The organism is Gloeocapsa sp. DLM2.Bin57, from assembly GCA_007693955.1.
In the GTDB taxonomy this organism is placed as follows: Bacteria; Cyanobacteriota; Cyanobacteriia; order Cyanobacteriales; family Gloeocapsaceae; genus Gloeocapsa.
In genome coordinates, this window is sequence record RECR01000061.1 from 26,959 (window position 1) to 47,491 (window position 20,533).

9 protein-coding genes and 1 pseudogene are annotated in these 20,533 nt (G+C 35.8%); 6 read left to right on the forward strand and 4 right to left on the reverse strand.

All coding sequences use genetic code 11. From position 1 onward, the window contains the following. Positions 1-12 precede the first annotated feature (12 nt). The 6 genes and pseudogenes from EA365_06780 (at position 13) to EA365_06805 (ending at position 8,956) form a co-directional block, all read left to right on the forward strand. A pseudogene (locus tag EA365_06780) lies at positions 13-579 on the forward strand (Uma2 family endonuclease). Positions 580-691: 112 nt separating this feature from the next. Further along, positions 692-1,207 carry a hypothetical protein gene (locus tag EA365_06785; GenBank protein TVQ45911.1) on the forward strand — a complete coding sequence of 172 codons (516 nt, stop codon included), beginning with the start codon at positions 692-694 and terminating at the stop codon, positions 1,205-1,207. Between the two features lie 586 nt (positions 1,208-1,793). Next, a complete protein-coding gene (locus EA365_06790) occupies positions 1,794-3,737 on the forward strand; it encodes a Dynamin family protein (GenBank protein TVQ45912.1) in 1,944 nt (647 codons plus the stop codon). Between the two features lie 22 nt (positions 3,738-3,759). Next, positions 3,760-4,536 carry a hypothetical protein gene (locus tag EA365_06795; protein ID TVQ45913.1) on the forward strand — a complete coding sequence of 259 codons (777 nt, stop codon included), beginning with the start codon at positions 3,760-3,762 and terminating at the stop codon, positions 4,534-4,536. A 25-nt stretch (positions 4,537-4,561) separates the two neighbouring features. Further along, on the forward strand, positions 4,562-6,943 hold the full coding sequence (locus EA365_06800; protein ID TVQ45914.1) for a GTPase: 2,382 nt from the start codon (positions 4,562-4,564) through the stop codon (positions 6,941-6,943). Positions 6,944-6,964: 21 nt separating this feature from the next. After that, positions 6,965-8,956, forward strand: a complete 1,992-nt coding sequence (locus tag EA365_06805) for a GTP-binding protein (protein TVQ45915.1) — start codon at positions 6,965-6,967, stop codon at positions 8,954-8,956. Between the two features lie 56 nt (positions 8,957-9,012). Here the strand turns inward: EA365_06805 and gnd are convergent, their stop codons facing one another. From gnd to EA365_06825, 4 genes are all read right to left on the reverse strand, one after another. Beyond that, positions 9,013-10,431 (reverse strand): decarboxylating NADP(+)-dependent phosphogluconate dehydrogenase, encoded by a 1,419-nt coding sequence (gene gnd / locus EA365_06810; GenBank protein TVQ45916.1) that lies wholly within the window; start codon positions 10,429-10,431, stop codon positions 9,013-9,015. Positions 10,432-10,627: 196 nt separating this feature from the next. Then, positions 10,628-16,036: a hypothetical protein gene (locus EA365_06815; GenBank protein ID TVQ45917.1), complete on the reverse strand. Its 5,409-nt coding sequence runs from the start codon at positions 16,034-16,036 to the stop codon at positions 10,628-10,630. 23 nt (positions 16,037-16,059) lie between these two features. Then, positions 16,060-17,118, reverse strand: a complete 1,059-nt coding sequence (locus EA365_06820; protein ID TVQ45918.1) for a 4Fe-4S ferredoxin — start codon at positions 17,116-17,118, stop codon at positions 16,060-16,062. Next, entirely contained in the window at positions 17,115-20,528 is a 3,414-nt protein-coding gene (locus tag EA365_06825) for a helicase (GenBank protein TVQ45919.1), read from the reverse strand. The genes EA365_06820 and EA365_06825 overlap by 4 nt, the downstream gene beginning before the upstream one ends. Between the last annotated feature and the right edge of the window lie 5 nt (positions 20,529-20,533).

The following is a 20,533-nucleotide window of genomic DNA, read 5'->3' on the forward strand; positions in this document are numbered from 1 at the left end:
AAATTGATCATTATGACAGAAACTCAAGTAAATAATTTCTGGACAAATGAAGATTTAGAATTGTTTCCCAATACCGAAGGTATAAACTATGAAATTATTGCGGGAGAATTGCTAGTGAGTCGAAGTCCCCATCGTTTTCATCAGCAAATAATCGTAAAAATTGCCACTCAATTAGAACTAGGGTCACGAAAAAGTGGTTGAGGAGAAACAATTATTAGTCCAGGAATTATTTTTAGTGATACTGATAGTGTGATTCCTGATCTAATCTGGGTTAGTAAGGAAAGATTAGCAGTAATAGAGGACGAACAAGGTCATTTAACCGCCGCACCAGAATTAGTAATTGAAGTACTTTCTCCTGGAAAAGAAAACGAAAGACGCGATCGCCGACTTAAACTGAAATTATATTCAGTACAGGGTGTACAAGAATATTGGTTAGTAGATCGCTTTGGGAAGCAAGTAGAGGTTTATCGTCGTCAACAAGGTAAATTAATCTTAGCTGGGACTTTCTTTACCCCTGATGAACTTACTTCTCCTTTACTACCGAAATTCATTAGTCAAGTCCAAGATTTTTTCCCCTAATTTGGTAGCTAACTGATGTATAGGTTAAGGGATAAACTATAATGGCATAAAAATAAAAATACTGCTTGTTTTCACGCTATGGCTGTTAAGCCATGGATACTTCTCGTTCACAATGTTAAAGCTTGAACTCTTAGAAAATAAATCAATGAAAAATTTACTACAATATACTATTAGTCTCACCCTACTCTGTGCTAGTTTACCCTCTGGTTCTGTATTAGCTAATCCCTATAACTCTTGTACCAGAAATTTAGTAGGTACAGGTATTGACTCTCAATCCGCTAGTATAGCTTGTTCTCAAGCTCTTGTTCCTGCTGATTTAGGATTTTGTGTCCAACGCATTAACCAACAGACAGGAATCAATCCCGAAGAAGCACTACAAAATTGTTATCAAGTACGACGTCCTCGGGAATTAGCTACCTGCGTCAGAAATATCGATCGCAGCATCACCGTTACCTCTGCTAATATGATTGTTGATAATTGTCGTAAGAGTCTTTTACCTAGACGTTATGCTCAATGTGTTGTCGGTATCAGTAACCAAAATACAGGGATTAGTGGAGAAGACGCCTTAACTAATTGTCTTGCTGCTAAAGATCTTGCTGAGGTTATTTTTCCGTCAAACAGTGATTAGAGAAATAAGCCAAATAAGGGAAGATCTAAAGCATGTATAGTTAAATCTTCCCTTAATTTATTCTAGGCAGAAGAGAGTAAAATTTCAGAGTGAAGCGCAGCGTAACTCTGTAGAAATCTTAAATATAGCATTACTTTCCGCGCGGTGTTTGACATTTTAAAGTTATGAAACCGAGTACTAATCTACTTTTGCCTGAGTGCATGAGTGCAAGAGAGCCTTGCACGTAGTGCTATAGTACTTATTAAATCCTAAACATTAATTAAATTACCGAAAAATATTAAAAAAATATAAATAAATCTAAGATGATTAAACTTGTAATGTAATATGTAAGAGTAATAAAAAAATTAAACAGCAGGTATCTAATTACTAATTACTGACCACAGCTCTGAAAAATTGATCAGGTGCAATGGTGGTAAAGGTGCTGGTCCACATCACCTTGTCCTGATTTAGTTCACTAAGCCCTTTTTAATTATACTTCTTGCATTAAGTCAGAAAACTTTTTATAGGGAATAGGGAACAGTGTTAGAAACTAATTGTTTTTCTAGCTTAACTGATTTTATTTTTACTTTTGCAAGAGATTATTATTATGCTTAAATCAACTTTTGCTATAGAATATCACGAAAAGTTACAAGCTTTAACCTGTTGTGATGAACATCTGGACTTTATTGAAAAAATTGTCAGTAGTAACTTAGTTGTTCAAGCAGATAAATTAACCATTCTGAACCAAGTTAAGAAAATTAAGAATCGGAGTCTAGATCCTAACTTTTATTTAGCTGTAGTGGGAGAATTTTCTAGTGGTAAAAGTAGTTTTATCAATGCTTTGCTAAGAGATGAATTGTTAAAAACATCAGCTTTAGTAACCACTGCTGTAGCTACAGAAATAAGATTTGGAAAACATTTGGTACTTAAAACTATTTTAAATTTAAATGGCAAGGAATGGAAATTAAAAACATTTGAAAATTCAAAACTCATTACTATTACTGCTTTAAATATACAAAAAATAACAATAAGAGAATTAATTCATCTCTTGACTAGCGATAATCATCTCACAGCAAAAATCAATAATCTAACAATTAGCCATCCTGCTAACTTTCTGAAAGAAGGAACTGTTATTATTGACACTCCAGGAACTAATGCTATCAATGTAGAACACGGAACTATTACAAAACAAACGATCGCCGATATAGCAGATGCAGCAGTAATTATCATTCCCGCAACCACCCCTTTATCTCAAAGTCTAGCTAACTTCTTAGATACTTCTCTACGTCCTTTCTTACATAGATGTATTTTTGTAGTCACTAAAATGGATAATATTAGGAAAAGAGAAAGGGAAAGTTTAGTCGAGGATTTAAAAAATCGTCTCACTACCATGTTAGGTCTTGACAATCCCGATCTTTTGCCAATATCTTCTCAAGTTGTTTTAGATCAACTTACCCTAGATGAAGAAAGCGAAATTTCATCAGAAGAACAAATTTGGTTAAATCGTTTTCAGGATTTAGAAAACTTTTTAAGCCAAAAACTGCGTTCAGAAAGAATAATTATTATTGCTGAAAATTTGCTGCGACTATTAACTAATATTCTAGAACAACTTGAAATCAACTTAACTCAAGAATGGCAAACCTATGAAGATCGTCAATTAGCCTTAAAAAATAATATTATTCAAGACTTAGGCTATTTTACTTCAGAACATAAAAATAAATATCGTTCTGAAATAGAGCAAGCTATCCAACAAACTCAAAATCAACTCAATTCTAAAATACTGGAATATCAAGAACAAAAAAAACAACAAATTAAACGTGAAATTTTGACTATTACTGATTGGGATGAATTAAAAGTTTTTACAGAAAATGGTGCAGAATCAATACTTGGAGGAGGACAACCACTCTTACAAAGAATAATCGAAACGCAAATTAATGATTTAAACAATAAACACCAAAAAGCACAAGAAAACTTTTTACAAGAATTTTCTCAAGAATACAAAAAACTCGAAGCATTAGGAAATACTTTAAATGTATCTAATCATATCACTAGTCAAGCTTTAGCTCAAGATACAGGTCAGATTTTTTCAGAAATGAAAGAACTTCATACCCAGCAAGAAAATGAAGCCGCAGGTAGAGTCATGACAGGTATTGCTGTAGGTATAATAGGCTCTATTTTAATACCTGGGGTAGGGGCACTTTTAGGAGGAATAATTGGTGCTTCAGTTTCTCGGTGGCTAGGACCATCTTTAGAAGAAAGAAAAAATGATTTATGGTTTAAATTAGAGCCAAGTTTAAATAGTTATTTTCAAGATTTAAAAAAACAAATCCAAAATGAAATTACTACTCATGGTTACCAATTAATAAATTCTTTAGAGGAACATATTGATTTATATATGAATAAATATAAGAGTGTAGTTGACATAATGCTATTGGAACAACAAGAAGAGTTAAATCGGTTAAACGAATTGCAAATCAATACCGAAACATATTTAAAAGAAATTGCCAGACGGAAAAAGCAAATAGAACAACAAAAAACTAGATTAATTTAAAGAATGCAAGGAGAAACAGCTAATGTTTTTAGATAATATTTTTAATTTAATCGATGATTGGCTGATCCAGGAAGAAAACTTGAATTTAGATGAACTAGAATCAATACCTATAGATTACCCTGAACAATATTATCTTAGCGAAGAAATACAATATTTAAGCTTAGATTTAGAATTAGGACAAAGCTTTTTAGATTCTCCAGATTACTTTATCTATGAAGAAAGTTGGGATATAGCTGAATTTAATGGTGTTGGTAATCCTTGGGAAGATGCTCAATTTTGGCAATATCAAGAAGGTTCAAATTCTTGTGCAATAGTTGCCCAAATGGGAGTATTTCAATCCCTAACAGGATTAGATGTATTAGAAAGTGAGCTTTGTCAAATAGCTGAAGCTAATGGTTGGTTTGACCCTCATTCTGGTACTACGCTAGAATCCATGGATAACATACTCAATAGTTTCGGTTTATCCACCGAATCCTATTACAATGCGAACCTTAATGATATCGCTGAAGCCTTAGCCAACGGTGACAAAGTAATTGTAGCTCTAGACGCTCAGGAAATTTGGCAACCTCTGCGAGATAATAATGATAATCCTCTAGAACAATTAGACGCAGGTCATGCAGTTTGGGTAACAGGAATAGACCAACTTCCCGATGGTAGTATTAAAATCATTATTAATGATAGTGGTACTTCTGACGGTCAAATGAAAGTTGTTGATGCTGTGGACTTTATTAATGCTTGGGATGACTTTGGTAATTATGTAGTTATTACTCATAACTCACCTAGTTTAGTAACAGTTTAAATCAATAAATCAGGAAAGTTTAATCATGAAAATAGATCCCGAATTGCTCAAAAAAATAACCACTCAATCTTTAGCCAATAAATCAATAGGTGTTAAAGGATTACTTAACAGTATTCACCAAGATCCTAAGTTGAGAAATTGGGTAACCATGGAATCCATTCCTTTAGTACCTATTCCTTTTAAAAAACATAATAATTGGCATATTTTAACATTATTAGTGACTCGCCAGACTCTCGAAGACGGTACTCAAATATTTAATTCACCTTGGGGAATGATTGAATGGGTTGTCCCCCAAGGTATAGTTGTCCAAATACAAGATTTACGCTGGAATGACAGTATTATTGAATTGCAAGCCAATCAACCCAAAACTATTAATATTGAACCTGCTGAGCCTAATTTAACCCTAAATAATGAAACTAAACTGCACAGAGAAAATACACTTTTTGAATTATTAGACTCCTTCTTTTTAGAGCCTTTTCCTTTAGATAATCTAGCGCCTCACTACCTAGGATTATTACCCAGAGAGATTTATGATTATTACTGGTTGTTAATTCCTGAAAGCAAAACATGGTTAACTCCCCATTTTTCAACCGAGGATGAAACCGAAACTACCAATCAAGAAACAGAAATAATTACTGATACTCAACCAGAGAAAAATGCCGTTAATCAAGAATCAACTTTACCCCTACCTTTAGATTTAAGTATCTATTTACAGGAATGGATTGAAGAATTACAGCAGATAGTTGATACCGGGAAAATCCCAGGATTGTTAAATGAATTAGATGATTATGAATTTCGACTATTACAACCTGGTTTTAGATTAGCAGTTGTAGGTGAATTTAGTCGAGGCAAAAGTAACTTAATCAATTCTTTATTAGGAGAAGATGTTGTACCTGTTGGTAATTTGCCAACCACATCTTGTTTAATCTCCATATGTTCAGATCAAGAAAATAAAATTGATTTTTATTTGCCTAATCAAACAGTCAAAACTAAAACATTGAGCGAAGAATCTTGGTCAGAATTATTAACAACAGATATTACCGAAGATAATCTCGCTAAAATTAGGGTGAAAATTAACAATCCTTGGTTAGAAAAACTTGATGTTGAACTAATCGATACTCCTGGAGCTAATGATTTAAATACTCAAAGAGCAGCTATTATTTTTGACTTGCTCAATCAGTGTGACGCAGTAATATTAGTAATTAGTGCCACAATGCCACTAAGTTTAACAGAAGTTAATTTTTTGGAAGAAGAAATAATCGGTCGTCATGTTCCTCGTATTTTGGTAGTAATTTCTAAACTAGATCTAATTGAAAGCCAAGAAAGAGAGTCAGTATTCAACCATATCACTAACCGTTTAGCCCAAATCTCCGCCAATATTCCTGTTTTACCATTACATCCTCTTGAGTCAAATCAATCAGCAACAGATACCATAGGTAATATCAAGAACTATTTAAAACAAATGGTTGATCAAGGTGAACGAAAAGTATGGCGTAGTCGTCAAATTGCTTCACAGTTGTTAGATTATTGCACTCAATTAAAAAGTTTAGGAGAAGCAGTAATTGCTCAGGATTCATTAGAAGAAGATAACCGCCAAAAAGAAATCAATGAAATTAAAAAATCAATTCAAGAAGCGGAAATATATTGGCAACAATTAGAAATAGATTTAGAACAAAAAAGAATGACAAATTATCGATACTTCGAACAAAAAATCTTAGAATTTAAGCATAATTTATTAGATATACTTAAATTCCAACTCAAGAAAACATCTAATCCTAAACTGTGGTGGGAAGAAGATTTACAATTTATTTTACGCAAAGAACTAGTTAATTTTTCTCGCAACCTAGAAAATACCCTTGTTCAAAAAATAGCCGAAGATAATACCTGGTTAGAAACTAAAGTAACTGAGTATTTTGCCACAGAAATGGCTACAGTCCTTCCCGTCAGTAATTATAATTGTGATATGCTGCTCAATAACCTAGAAGAATTATCTTTAACAGACTTAAAAAAATATCGTCTTTTAACTCGTTTAGGTAGTAGCGCTGCCATTATTGGAGGCTATATTTTAGGAGGTCCAATTGGGGTTATTGCTAGTACAGGAATCTGGTTATATGGGGAAGATCTAATGAATAGAACAGGAGAAGACCAAAAAGAAATAATAGAGCAAGAGTTAGAGTCTAAAATAACTTTATCTTTTACTCAGTATTGTCAAAAAATATCCCAAAGATTAACCGATGTTTATCGACAAATTATTCAAGAAACTTGGGTAACAAAAAAACAATGGCAACAACGTAAACAAGCTTTGGTTGAGAAAACCAATTCTCCCCAAGACATAGAAAAATGGACAAGAATCGTTAAACAAATTAATGATGTCCAAGCCAATATTATTAACGCTCTAAACCAATAACTAATTAATCAGGAGTTGATCATGACAGATACTAATGGATACAGCAGTTTTCTTCACAACCGCAAAATTCTCGAAAAACTAATTGTTCAACAACTCAGTTTCCTTGAAGTTTTAGAAATGAAAGGCTGGATTGAAACCCTCAATAATCTTCAAGAAAGAGTCAGATCTGATAACTTTAAAGTGTTGGTAGTTGGTGAGTTTAAAAGAGGTAAAAGTACTTTTATCAATGCTCTTTTAGGTCAAGAAATCTTACCTTCTTACGCTAAACCATGTACAGCAATTATTAATGAAATAAAATGGGGAAATGTTCCCCGTGCTGTGTTGCACTTTAATTCTGATGAAAATGGTTATGTTAAACCAGCTCAAGAAATTCCTATTGACCAAGTGGAAAACTATGTAGTTATCAAAGATGGTTTTGATCAAAGAGAAGCTATTAATACCACTCCTTATGAAAAAGTGGAAATTTTTTGGCAACTAGATTTATGTCAAAATGGTGTAGAAATTATTGATTCTCCTGGATTGAATGAAAACGAAATTCGTCAGAAAGTCACGATGGACTACTTGTCAACGGTTGATGCGATTTTATTTGTGTTAACCTGTGAAGCTTTAGCAGCTCAATCAGAAATAGACGTTATCAATAATACTTTGAGAAAAGCAGGTCATGAAGATATCTTTTTTGTCTGTAATCGCTTTGATTCAATTCGCAAGAAAGAACAAGCAGACTTGAAAGAATATGGTATTTCTCGCTTAGCCCCATTAACAAAAAAAGGTGAAAGAAGAGTCTTTTTTATTAGCGCTTTAAAAGCTTTAGAAGCTCGGTTAGATGAAGATGAAGAAGAGTTAGAAAAATCAGGAATTATTCCCCTAGAAAATGACTTACAAGAATTTTTAATAAATGAACGAGGGAAAGTTAAATTATTACGTCCTGCCATGGAGTTAAGACGTTCTCTTCAAGAAGCACGCCGAATCTTACCAGAGCGACGCAATCTGCTGAGAACTGATATTAAAACCCTTGAACAACGTTTTGCTGAAGCTCAAAAACCTCTAGAACAATTAGAGCTACAACGTAAACAAATTGTTAGTCGCATTAATAATTTTCTTGAAGATATGCGCTTAGCTGTGAGAGGACAAGCACAAGAATTTTATGTACAATTAGCTGATGTTAAGATTAATGAATGGATAGCAAATTATGAAGTTAAAGAGCCAATAGAATTTTTTAAATTTGAACTCTTAACTAAGCAAATTGAACGAGTAGCTACAGAGATTACTGAATATTTTGCCCAGCAAATTGAACAAGAATTGGGTGATTGGCAAAGTAAAAACTTAGAGCCAATGATTAAACAAAGGCTAGAAAGTCTTATGTTGGAACTCGATACAAAAACTGAAAAATTTATCGAAAACGTCGATAATTTACGATTAACAATCGCTCCTGGTAGTTTTAATATCTCTAATGTAGCTGATTCAGAAAGAAAAGTCTCAGCAATAGAAAGAATTTTAGCTACAGCTGGTGGTTTTGTGATAGGTGGTTTTGGTAGCGCAGCGGTTGGAGCGGTATTTGGATACCAAGAAATGTTAAAAAGTATCATACCTCAAATAGCTTTAGCATTTGGAGCACTTTTATTAGGTTTGACTAGTCCTTGGGTTTTAGTTCCCTTATTAATGGGGGGTGGTTTAGTACAGGGATTGTTTAAAATGCAATCCACCAACAATAAGGTAAAAGAAGCAGTTGCTAAAGAATATATTAAGCAATTACGTAACGCTAATTATGAACAATCTTCTCAAATTGCTGATTCTATAGTTGACAAATTACGGGAATTTCAAACAAATATAGATAAGGGTTTAGAAAAGGAAATTCAAAGTATTCGCGACCAGGTTAATTCTGTCTTGATTGAAAAGCAAAAAGGAGAAGCTAATGTAGCTCAAAAAATCACAGAATTAGAAGAAATTGAGGAGCAGTTAAATCAAATTGATAGTAAGTTAGACGAATTTATTACTAAAGTTACTTTAGGTTAGTATTTTGTTACTTTTATCGAAATATCCCCAACCTGAAAAGTTGGGGGTATAAACTCTTATGTCCACTGAGTGTGGAAAAACTCACCTCTGGGTTTGTCAATACGCTCATAAGTATGTGCGCCAAAATAATCCCGTTGAGCCTGGGTAAGATTTTGAGGAAGGCGATCGCGTCTGTAGCTATCAAAGTAATCTAGAGAAGCACTAAAAGCGGGTACAGCGATACCAGATTGATTAGAAACCACTAAAACGTCTCGCCAAGCTTGTTGTCGATCGAGAATAGACTGTTTAAACTCAGGAGCTAACAATAAGTTAGGTAACTCAGGGTTATCACTAAAAGCTGATTTAATCTTATCTAAAAATCCTGCTCTAATGATACAACCTCCCTTCCAGATACGGGCGATTTCCCCTAGATTAAGGTTATAGTTATATTCTTGAGAAGCTTTACTCAATAGAGCCATACCTTGAGCGTAAGAGCACATTTTTGAGCAGTAGAGAGCATCTCTAACCTTAGCGATGAACTCTTGTTTATCTCCTGAATAAGCTTTAACTACAGGTCCTGTTAACTCTTTAGCTGCTGCTAATCTTTCCTCTTTATATCCAGATATAACCCGAGCGTTAACCGCAGCGTACATAGTAGGAATGGGGACACCTAATTCTAGAGAACTAACTACAGTCCAACGTCCTGTACCTTTTTGTCCTGCTGAGTCTAAGATAAAGTCTATTAACTCTTTACCTGTGTCGGGTTCGACGTATTTAAAGATATCGGCGCTAATCTCGATTAAAAAGGAGTTTAACTCGTCAGTTTCGTTCCATTGAGTAAATACTTCTCCTAACTCTTGATTAGTCAATCCTAGAACATTTTTCAGGATATCGTAAGCTTCAGCGATTAACTGCATATCGCCGTATTCAATGCCATTGTGTACCATTTTTACATAATGACCCGCCCCTCCAGGTCCGATAAAGGTCACACAAGGACCGTCATCTACTTGAGCAGCGATTTTAGTTAAAATTGGCTCTAATTCTTGATAAGCAGCTTCTGTACCTCCAGGCATCAAGGAAGGACCATTTAACGCCCCTTCTTCACCGCCACTGACTCCCATACCGACAAAACCTAATCCGGAGGCTTCTAATTCTTGGGTACGTCTTTCTGTGTCTTCATAGAGAGAGTTACCACCATCGATAATCATATCTCCTTCTTCAAGAAGAGGTTTAAGTTGTTGAATTACTCCATCTACAGGACCTCCTGCTTTTACCATTACCAGGATTTGACGGGGACGTTCTAAACTGTTAACAAATTCTTCTAAAGAATAAGCAGCTTTAATGTCTTTCCCTTGTCCTCTTTCGCTCATAAAGGTTTCTGTTTTAGCAGAAGTTCGATTATAGACGGCGATGGGAAACCCTCGACTTTCTACGTTGAGGGCTAGGTTTTCTCCCATTACGGCTAAGCCAATCACGCCAAAGCTTCTTTTTACCATATTATTGCTTCACTCTAGTTCATTTTATAAGATCCTCAAAAATAACTCTAGATTATCTAAAGGTATTTCTAATCATTCTATAGTAACTTTAATCTCTTAACTCAGCAACCAAGCTAGATCATAGGCGGAAGAGGGGGAGTGTGGGGAGAAGGGGAGCAGGGGAGCCATTCTTGATTCGGAATTGCGAACTCATGAATTAAAAACCAAATTCATATCTAAGCTGTCCCTCGGTAGAGAAATAATCATAGGTAAGTCTGACAGAAGACTGATTACTAATTTGAAAGACATTTTCAACCACAGGATAGATACGCAGGTCATTTAAACCCACACGTTTACCACCTTTACCTACAAACTGTTCAACAGCAAAAATACTATCTCGAAACACTGGACCAATAATAAATTGATCTACTCCTAATTCTAGTAACTCTCCCCCGCTACTATTTTGTAAAATCTCAGCTAATCCCAAAAATTGACCAGCTAGAAGATCGATAATTTCTGATTTAGGACGAGGAGGACTACTACTTAAATTAACGTTAGGAGAATTTAACAGATCATTATTACGTTGACCACTTTCAGCGATACTCGTTAACTGTACACAAGTTGATAACTGTGCCAACATCTCCTCAGAAACAGGATCAGGGTTAATAGGAGGGGTTGCCGCAGGTCTTAAGCGACAGGCGATCGCCGGATCTCTAGCTAACTGAGGAATGATTTGATTAGCACGTCCTTCAATGGATATATTAACCTGAATACGGTTACTTCTTTGAGACAAAATATCATCTCTAATTTCATTAAGAGTAGATTGTCTCCCTTCACTAGGAATCTCAGAGACAGCGGTTTCCATGTAAATATTCAAATCAGGATTAAATAAACCCTGATCACCCTTAAACTCCAAAGTGCTAGTCTGACGACGAGATAAAATAAATTGGGTATCAACAAAAGTTACTTCGCCTCGGGTAAGGGTAATTAACCCATCTGCTTCTAAATCTGGCAATTGGAGTAATTCTCCATTAAGAATTAAATCTCCTCCAAAAGTAAAGCGATACAAAGAAAACTGAGTTAAATTGACATTATCTAGTTGGACATTAAAATCAGTCAACCCAATCTTAAAGGGTGGCTCAACCTCTTCGACTGGACCTAATAAATTTTCTGCTAGATCTGAAGGTGCTTGTTCTTCTTCTTGAGCTTCAGGTATAAACACCCTACCATTAGTCAGAATTAGTTCTCCACCGATAACAGGATTTAAAGCTGTTCCAGTTAAAACAATATTACCGTCAATCTTACCTTGATAGAGGTTGGTTAGATCAACATTTCCCTCTTGAATATCAAGGGTTAAAGGATTATTAGCATCGCGATGATTAGGGCCTATTGGTTTAACCAAAGGAAAAACACCCACAATAGCAATCTCAGTATCAGCTAAAGTCGCAGTTAAATCCTCTACCTTCAGTAATTGATTTTCAAATTGTACTTCACCTTGAAGATATAATTGAGCATCAATAATGCTATTATCAATTAGAGCATTGTCTAGAGTCAGATTACCCGTAATTTCTAAAGCTTCTAATAATGACGTTAACTCCAAAGGCTCAGACCAGTCTAGAGGTAAACTAGCGTTAATATTTAACATCCCCTCACCATCGGTCCAACTTAACTGTCCTGCGGTTACAACTTGTAATAACCTAAAAACCTCACGAGTCAACTGTAAATCAACCGTAGCGATTCCCTTACCCGTTTCACTAGTTGGTGAAGGGATATTAGCTTCTAGTTGAATTATTTCAGGATAAGTTGTCCGAAACTCAGCAGTAGTGGTAGGATCATAGCTAAATTCTCCTCTTAACTCAGGAACAAGATCTTGACCATTTAAAGCAGTATCTAGTATCGTCACCTCTCCTAAGACAATAGGTGCATTTAAATTACCCGTTAAAGTACCATTGACATTAATTAAACCCGTTAATGGTAAAGGTAAATTAACAAATTCATTAATTAAATCTAGAGATAAATTCTCTACAGAAAACTCAGATTTTTGTGTCTGATCTAAAGCAAAAGTACCTTGGACATTAACTATGCTATTCTCGACTTGTAGGCGTATGGGTTCAACATTTAATATACCATTAGAGAAATTACCAGCTAAAAGTACTTCAGGGATTTCAATCATTTCTTGATTTGACCACACCAACCCTAGTTGGTCAACTACAGTTAACACCCCAGGTTTAGTTCGCCATTGCCAATCTTCCCCCTGAAAAGTAAAGTTAACTTCAGGTTGAGTAAGTGTACCCTTGAGCAGAATTTGACCACCATATTGACCTGTGATATCTAATTCTAGAGGATAATTACCCTGTCTAATTTGTTGATTAGCTATTTTGATTTTTTGTTCTACAAACCATAATAAGTTTACCTGTTCAGCTATAGTTGCTAGAGAATTACCTAGATTGTTAGGTTGAACGTTTGCAGCGCTGGTATAGACAGGAGGATTAATCAATCGTAAAACATCATTGACATTTGACCATTGTAATAACTGAAAAATATCAGCAATATTGTTTTGATTTAAGTCTAATTCACCTTGAATAGCTCCCGAATCTAGGTCTAAATTAGCTTGAAGGTTATATTCTGTATTTTTAAATCTAAAAGAACTATCAATTAATTGTGCTTGAGATGCTTGAGAATCATAAGCAAATTTAGCCTCTAAAGCTTCTGTTTCTAAATAACCTAAAGAAGGTTGGGCTACTTTTAACTCTCCATTGGTAGCAAAATTATATAAATTAATAACTAAATCTGCGGTAACTATACCATCAATTATACCTGGTATGCCAAAACTTTCCCCTGGAGCTAAATTAAATATACTTAGAGGAAAATTTTTAACTTCGCTAACTAATTCGTCTCCTTGACGTATCCCTGAAACAATAATAGCTTCTGAATCTTGACCTTGACGCAATTGATAACCTGTGGGTAAATAGGGTAAACGACAATCTTCTCTAGTACAAGGCTCTAAACTAGCAGCAATTATGTCTCTATTTCCTCTTAAATCAAGACTAATATTTTGCTCGGGATTCACTATCAACGAGCCTATTAACTCTGGTTCAAATTGTCTTTGATTTAGGTTAAGATTAGCAACTTGTAACTCTCCAATTAGACTAAGATTTTCTAAAGGATTGCTGAGTAATTGTTCTGCTAATAAATTACCACTAAAATTAGCTTTACCAGTTAAATCAATATCACTAGGTGTTAAGACAACAGGTAAATTAACCTGGTCTAAAATAGTTTCTAGGGGGATTTCTGCTAAATTAACTAAAGCATTAAGATTAAGATCGACTAAATCTATTTCTGGTTGATTGTTTCTGAGTGATAATTGTACTTGTCCTTGACTATTTAAATAATTCTCTCCTAAAGCTAGATCTGCTTGATTAACAGCAATCGGAATGATGATATTTTCCTGAAAAAGATATTCTAATTCTCCTTCTAATTGTACTTGAGCGTTAACAGGTTGGGTAAGTAATGAGTTAAAATTACTAAGTTGCAATTGGTTAGCATTAATAATTGTACTCCAATTACCTTGATTAATGAGAGTATTAGTGTTTAATTCTCCTTGATTGTTAATATTAACATTAGCTTGGATTTCTCCTTGGATAGTTTCTAAGGTATCTTTATTGATATTTTGAGTATTTAATAGTAAATCTAGAGGGAGTGAGAGATTAGCTTGAGCTTGATTGAGGTTAACTTCAGGATAAACATTAATCTGTCTTGCTTGTAATTGAGTATTTAATGTTCCTTGATTAAGTTGAGTATCTACATTAATATTACCTTGATTAACATCTAGATTAAGTTGAGCTAAACCAGACCAATCATCAATTTTTTCTAAACTGAAATTACCTGCTAATTCCATTTCAGCGTTATTCAGTCTAACTGACTCTAGAGGAAGATTTGTCGGTAAAAAAGGTGTTAAAACAATATTTTGACTATCAATTTGCGCATTCCAAGTTTGTGAATCAAGAGAAGCGATCGCGTTGACTTCTACATTACCTTCATTAATATCAATAAATGTGTTATAAATATTAATAACTTGGTCTTGTAAAAGAACCTCACCTTGTCCTTGAATGGTGGGATCTGCATTACTTAATAACCATTGCAATTTACCCGCAGGATTACCTAATGTACCCTGGACAACTCCTACTGTCTGAAATTTATCTAAAGATACCTCTACAGGTAGTTGATAATAAGGTTCAATTAATTTTTCTAGGGGTAGGTCACCACTAATATTAGCTAAAACGGCTATTTGACGCCAATCTAGGGGTGTTTCTGACCAAACTGGGTTTAATTGTCCTGTCAGTTCGACTTTTCCTCCTACAGTAGGTTCTAAGGTGAGATTGTCAATATTAACTTGGTTGAGATCTCCACTCAAGTTCCCATTAAGTTGACTAAGACTAATTTTATCAATACTAATTGGAGTAATATTATTTAAAATACCTGTAAACTCAGGATTATCTAACGCACCGTTGATGTTAATTTGACTATTAAGTTGACCAGCGATCGCTATTGGTAATTCTAACTGAAAACTCTCAACTAATTCTGCTAGATCTATACTATCTAGATTTAATTGTAACTGATATCCTTGTTGCCAGTTTATTTCTCCTGTTAATTCTCCTTGTAATTGTCCTAAATTTACTTGTGCTTGTTGTATAGCGATAGTTTGTTCTGACCAGATTAAGTCTAAATCTGCACTAATCGTCTCTTGATTACTATCAATTCTTCCTCGCAGATTATTGAGATTAATTGTCCCCTGTCCTCTAGTTTGTTCTAGATTATCTATGGGTGCTATATTGGCTTCAAGATTAGCTTGAAATTCTCCTGTATCTATAGTAAAAAACCTATTAGGAATCAGGCTAAAAATTGGTACTAAATTTAAAGGATCGCTCTTAATTTGTACTTGAGTTTGACCATTATCTAAGTTACTATTACCTGTGATATTTAGACTGCCATTGCCTATATTTGTATTAAAATCATAGTCTATAAGCTGTTGTTCTGTTTTACGATATCTTCCGTTACCATCAATTTCAATAACTAATAATTCTTGAGTGGTTAGAGGTTGTAATTGAATAACCCCATTATCTATCTCTAAACCAATATCTAATTTGATGGGTAGTTTTTCTAAAGGTGATTCTGTAGATGTACTTTCTGGTTGTGGAGGTAATTCTAATTCTAACCATTTCCCAGGTTCATCTTCTGCTATATATGCTTCTAAATCTACTATGCTAACTTGTGCGTCTAAAGGACGTCTAATTAATAACGGGAGAATATTATATTTAATATCTATTAAAGCAATACTCAAGGTATCTGGATCTGACTCTGTTTCTGGTATTAATACTCCTTCTACAGTCAGACGATTTAAGCTTAAATTACTAACCTTGCTAATCTCTACTGGACGATTTAAGGTTTTATTGAGTTCCGTTTCCAACCAAGTTGGTAAGTTTCTCTGTAACCAAATACGACCTGTTGTGTAAGTAACCATACTGACAACAATGACGCTTCCCGTAACTATTAGAGTTGAGGGACGCTTAATTACCTGGAATAACTTATTCACAACAGAGGAGTTAGAATCGGGGGATTGACTCATAGTATTGTCCTAACTTTTCGTTGTTAGCATTTTAGCGAATCTTGATTATTCTGGTGTTTAAGTGGTGAAACTAGAGTATCAGCTGTCTTCACAGCTTTCCAGAGTAAATCGGGATCAACTTCTAAATCAGCTTGATCAGGGTTAAGAGTATCTAGGATAGGTAATAAAAGAGAACGAGCGTAGCTACCATAAGCTACGCCTGCTATATAATAGTTAAGATCAGGGGTCTTCAGGAGATTGTGCGATCGCAATTTAGCGACAGTATAACCATTAGTACCACCTGCTAATTGTACCATACCAGGGAGACCTGCGGCTAAGACTTTGGTAGCTAGTTTAATCGCAGGGTGGGTAGTACCTGCACCTATATCACCACTCATCGGTCTCCCGTCGGTTTGCCAAATCAAAGTACCTGTAAAGGTTTTGACGATTTGAGAGAGAGAGTAAAGATAGTCAAGGAGACCATCTCCATCAGGACAACTAATCGATAAAATTTGCAGTTGTTCTTGATAGGGTAAAATTGCTTTCCAGAGTCGGGAGAAATCCTGTTCACGTCCTACTTGGGTATGAATTTCGATAGCTTGAATACCCAATTGATGTAAACTAGGAGCGATCGCCCCAGGAGTAGAGACGTAGGAACGAGACTCGATGAGTTGACTAGGACAAACAGGGAGACAACGACCACAACCATAACAATGTGGGGTTAATACACCTTCCCAAGAGATAGCGTCAACGGGACAAACCTGTTCACAAGGACGATGACAATCACTAGGACATTGACTAGACTCAAAAAAAGCCTTACGAAAGTGTGGATCTTCGCCATCGTTGAGACTAACCATTAATATTGGTGTATTTTGATAGAGAAAACCGCGAGATTGAGCGATCGCTCCTAAAGAGGTAGCCACATTGATTCCCTCTCTAGCTGCTGCAATCACCGCAGGATCAGCGGCGACATCGATACAATCAGCCCCTGCGAGAGTATAAACTAGGGCTAGATTACGAATCGTGGGTACGTATTCATAACTAGCACCACAAATTAATTTAAACCAATGTCCTTGGTTAAGAGAATCTAATGCTGTTTTCACTGGTGAAAAGGTTCATATAAACGCATATTGTCATCATCTGTAGGTTGATTAGTAAAGATGAGATTAATACTCGTTTCCACATTGCGCAGGGAATTAGGACAAGCAAAATCATCCCAACTCTCACCTACTGGTATTTCTAGTAAACCAATACTAGTACCATCTTTTTCTTCTCTGTATTTTAATACAGCTCCACCCTTGAGACTTTGGATTTTCCGCAACCAGAGAGCAACTTTTCTAGTTAATTCCCCGCGGATTTGGGCTTCTTTTTCCTCATTTTCAATTTTACCTGCTCTAGTGGCAATGACTTCTATAGCTCGTTGTAATAAAGGATGATCAGCGGTGATTTCTCCTGCTTGCTCATTTTTGTTCAACTGCTGATCACTGAGTCTAACTAGAGATACCAATAAAGCACTCAAACCGCGATAAATAGAACCAGTAGCAAAGGGTGTCACTGAGAGAGCTTCTACTTGTTGGTAAAAGGTAGCGTGATAATGTTCAAAACGCTCATAATGGGATAAATCCCTTGGTCTAGCCCAATTATAGACAGTAATCACCAAACCTGGATAAGTTCTCCCTACCCTAGAGGTTGCTTGAATATATTCTGCGGTATTTTTCGGTTGTCCAGAAACAACCATCATTCCGAGACGTTTAACATCTACTCCTACTGAGAGCATATTAGTAGCTAGGACTACATCTAGGGGTTTTTTGTGCTTGCTTTTACGATCATTAAAAGGTATTTCCAAGCGATCCAAAATCTCGGGAATATCCGTAGAAGCTTTGCGAGAGGTTAACTCTTCTATTTCTTGTAATTGGCGATCGGCTAAACCTCTTTGACTCATTCTACCGAGACGAATGCGAATATCATCATCAACTAAACGTCTTGTTCCTCCTAACTCCCGTATGGAATTAAAATAGCCTACCAAGGTCATCCAGGGATCAATTACTGAACCATATTTTTTATAAAGATATTGCGTACTAGCCATGGCGGCGAGATACACTCTAATAGTAACTGCTTTCATTCTTCTACCTTGTGCACAAATACCGAGATATAGTCTTCCTGGTGTTTCTTCGTTAGTTGGTCGTTGACGTGAGAAGAAGTTATCTTGAATATCGATTCCTTGGGGAGGAAAAATAGCTAATTGACGGGAGAACAATTTTTTGACTTGATTTTCTGCTTGTTTAATCGTCGCGGTAGAAGCGATAATTTTCGGATAGATTGTTTTACCGTTTAATTCCCAACTACAGAGATTATCTACTACAGTCTCATATAATCCCACCAAACTACCCAATGGACCACTAATCAAGTGTAACTCGTCTTGGATGATTAAATCTGGCGGACGTAACAGAAGATGATCGATGGTTTTAGCAGCCGGTAAAAAACGAGTTTTGTTGTGTTGATCCTTATCTTCTAAATCTGGAGAACGAAAACCGTGTCTTTCACAATAACCGCTAATTTGCCCAAAAAGCATCTGTACTGGTCCTTTCCAAGGCATTTGGGCGAATTTATCTACTGTAGCGATTAAAAGTGTGGGCAAAAGGCGATAAATCTCTTCATCTACTACTACAAGGGGTAAACCTTCTCCTGTACTAAAGGGACATTCTCCGAGAAGTTCCCCACATTTTATGAAAGTTCTTCCTCTTCCCTGTTTAGAGGATTCTACCTGAATATCTTTACCTGGATCAAGAGGAGTTCCACACCAGGGACAATTAGTTAGTTGATGGGGTGAGCCACTGGCTGGTTTTTGTTGTTGTCCTCGAATACTTTTGATAAAGTCTTCACTACCTGAGGTTTGATTAGGGGTGCTTTTTCCTCCTAACCACAAACCAATGCGAAAAGGCTCTGTACCCCATTTACTTTCATCTTGTCTTCTAATGTTTTCACAAGCACAAATCAAGGTTGTAGAGCGTTGAAACTGTTGTAAGGTCAATAACCTCAATGTGTAACGCATTAAAACGGTTATTCCTGCGGGGTGTCTATCCCCTATTATTCCTTGAAGTCTTCTCATACCCATGGTATAAGCTGCTACTCCTAGATAAGCTTCGGTTTTACCTCCTCCTGTGGGAAACCAGAGTAAATCAGCGCACGCCTCTTCTAGATTACTGCGTTCGGGGTGTGCTAAATCTGTCAAACTAGGTATATTCAGTAAAATAAAAGCTAACTGAAAAGGATACCAACTGCGGTTGGGGGGAATATCGATCTCTTCTAGGGTGAGATCTTCTCCCCGACGTTTTTTTTCAGTATAAATCGAATGTATCCTCTGTTGATACATAGCTTGATTCATAAATTGAAAAGCTTCTCTAGCTTGGGGATTCTCGATTAAGGTAGTTATTCCCGCTTGAATACGTTGTTTAGTTTTTTGACATTTAGCTAAAGCAATAGCGCCAATTTCCGCATATTCAGGTAAAGTCGTTAATTTTTGTGCTTGTTTATCGATCCAAGTTTGATAAGCTTGTGCCAAAATCTCTAATTGTTGAGGCTCACTATTACTTAACTGCTGCATATCTAACAGCAATCCCTCTAATTCGGGTATTTCCGAGATTTTCGGGGGTGAGGTTTTCGGGACTTCGTAACGAGGGATAATCGTTGTTTGCAGAGAAATAGCTTTTTGCGGGTTATCTCGGGAGATTTCCGCGTGTACATTAATTCCATGTCCTACAGCGAACTCTACATGATTACGGTAGAGCATCGCCATAATTTGTTCTTCTTGATTATCTATAGCGTTGCTGAGGGGTGTACGTCGAAAAATGGCACTTTTATCTACTGCCATAATTTTGAGTTTAGGTTGAAATAACCAGTATTTATCTTTATTTTTAGATAATTCTTTTTGAGCATTAACTAAAAATAGGGAAATTATCCAGTCTTGATTCTCTAATCTCTTGATTGTCGTTTTTACATAGACTTCAGGTGCTTCTTCGGGGTTAACAACCCATTGATAGTCTTTAGTTTCTCTTAACTTTAGGATAGTTTCTCCTCCCATAGGGTAACGTTTCCAGACTATTTTGGGATTGCCATTTTCAGTAAAATTGATTTCGCTTCTTTCTCTTTCGTATCTTCCCCAACTCGCGCTAATACTGATTGCATTTACTTGACTATCTACACAAAAGGTTAAACCCAGAGAAGAGGGAAACATGGTACTAGCAACAGGAGGTACATTACTATCTATTGTGCCATCTTCCGTGCTTGTTCCTTCTTCTCTATCCGTATTGTCTTGTGTTTCTGGTTGTTCTTCTACAGTTTTTTCTGTACGTTTTTGGGGAGCAAGTAATCCGACTAAATAGCGATCGCTTACTCTATTTTCCTCTATTTCTTCGGTTTCTCCTTCCACTGGACCTAATAAATCTTGAATAATTGCTGTTTCTAATTCAGCACGAAGTTGATAGGGTGAAGGTACATTAAGAATATCAGACATAATAA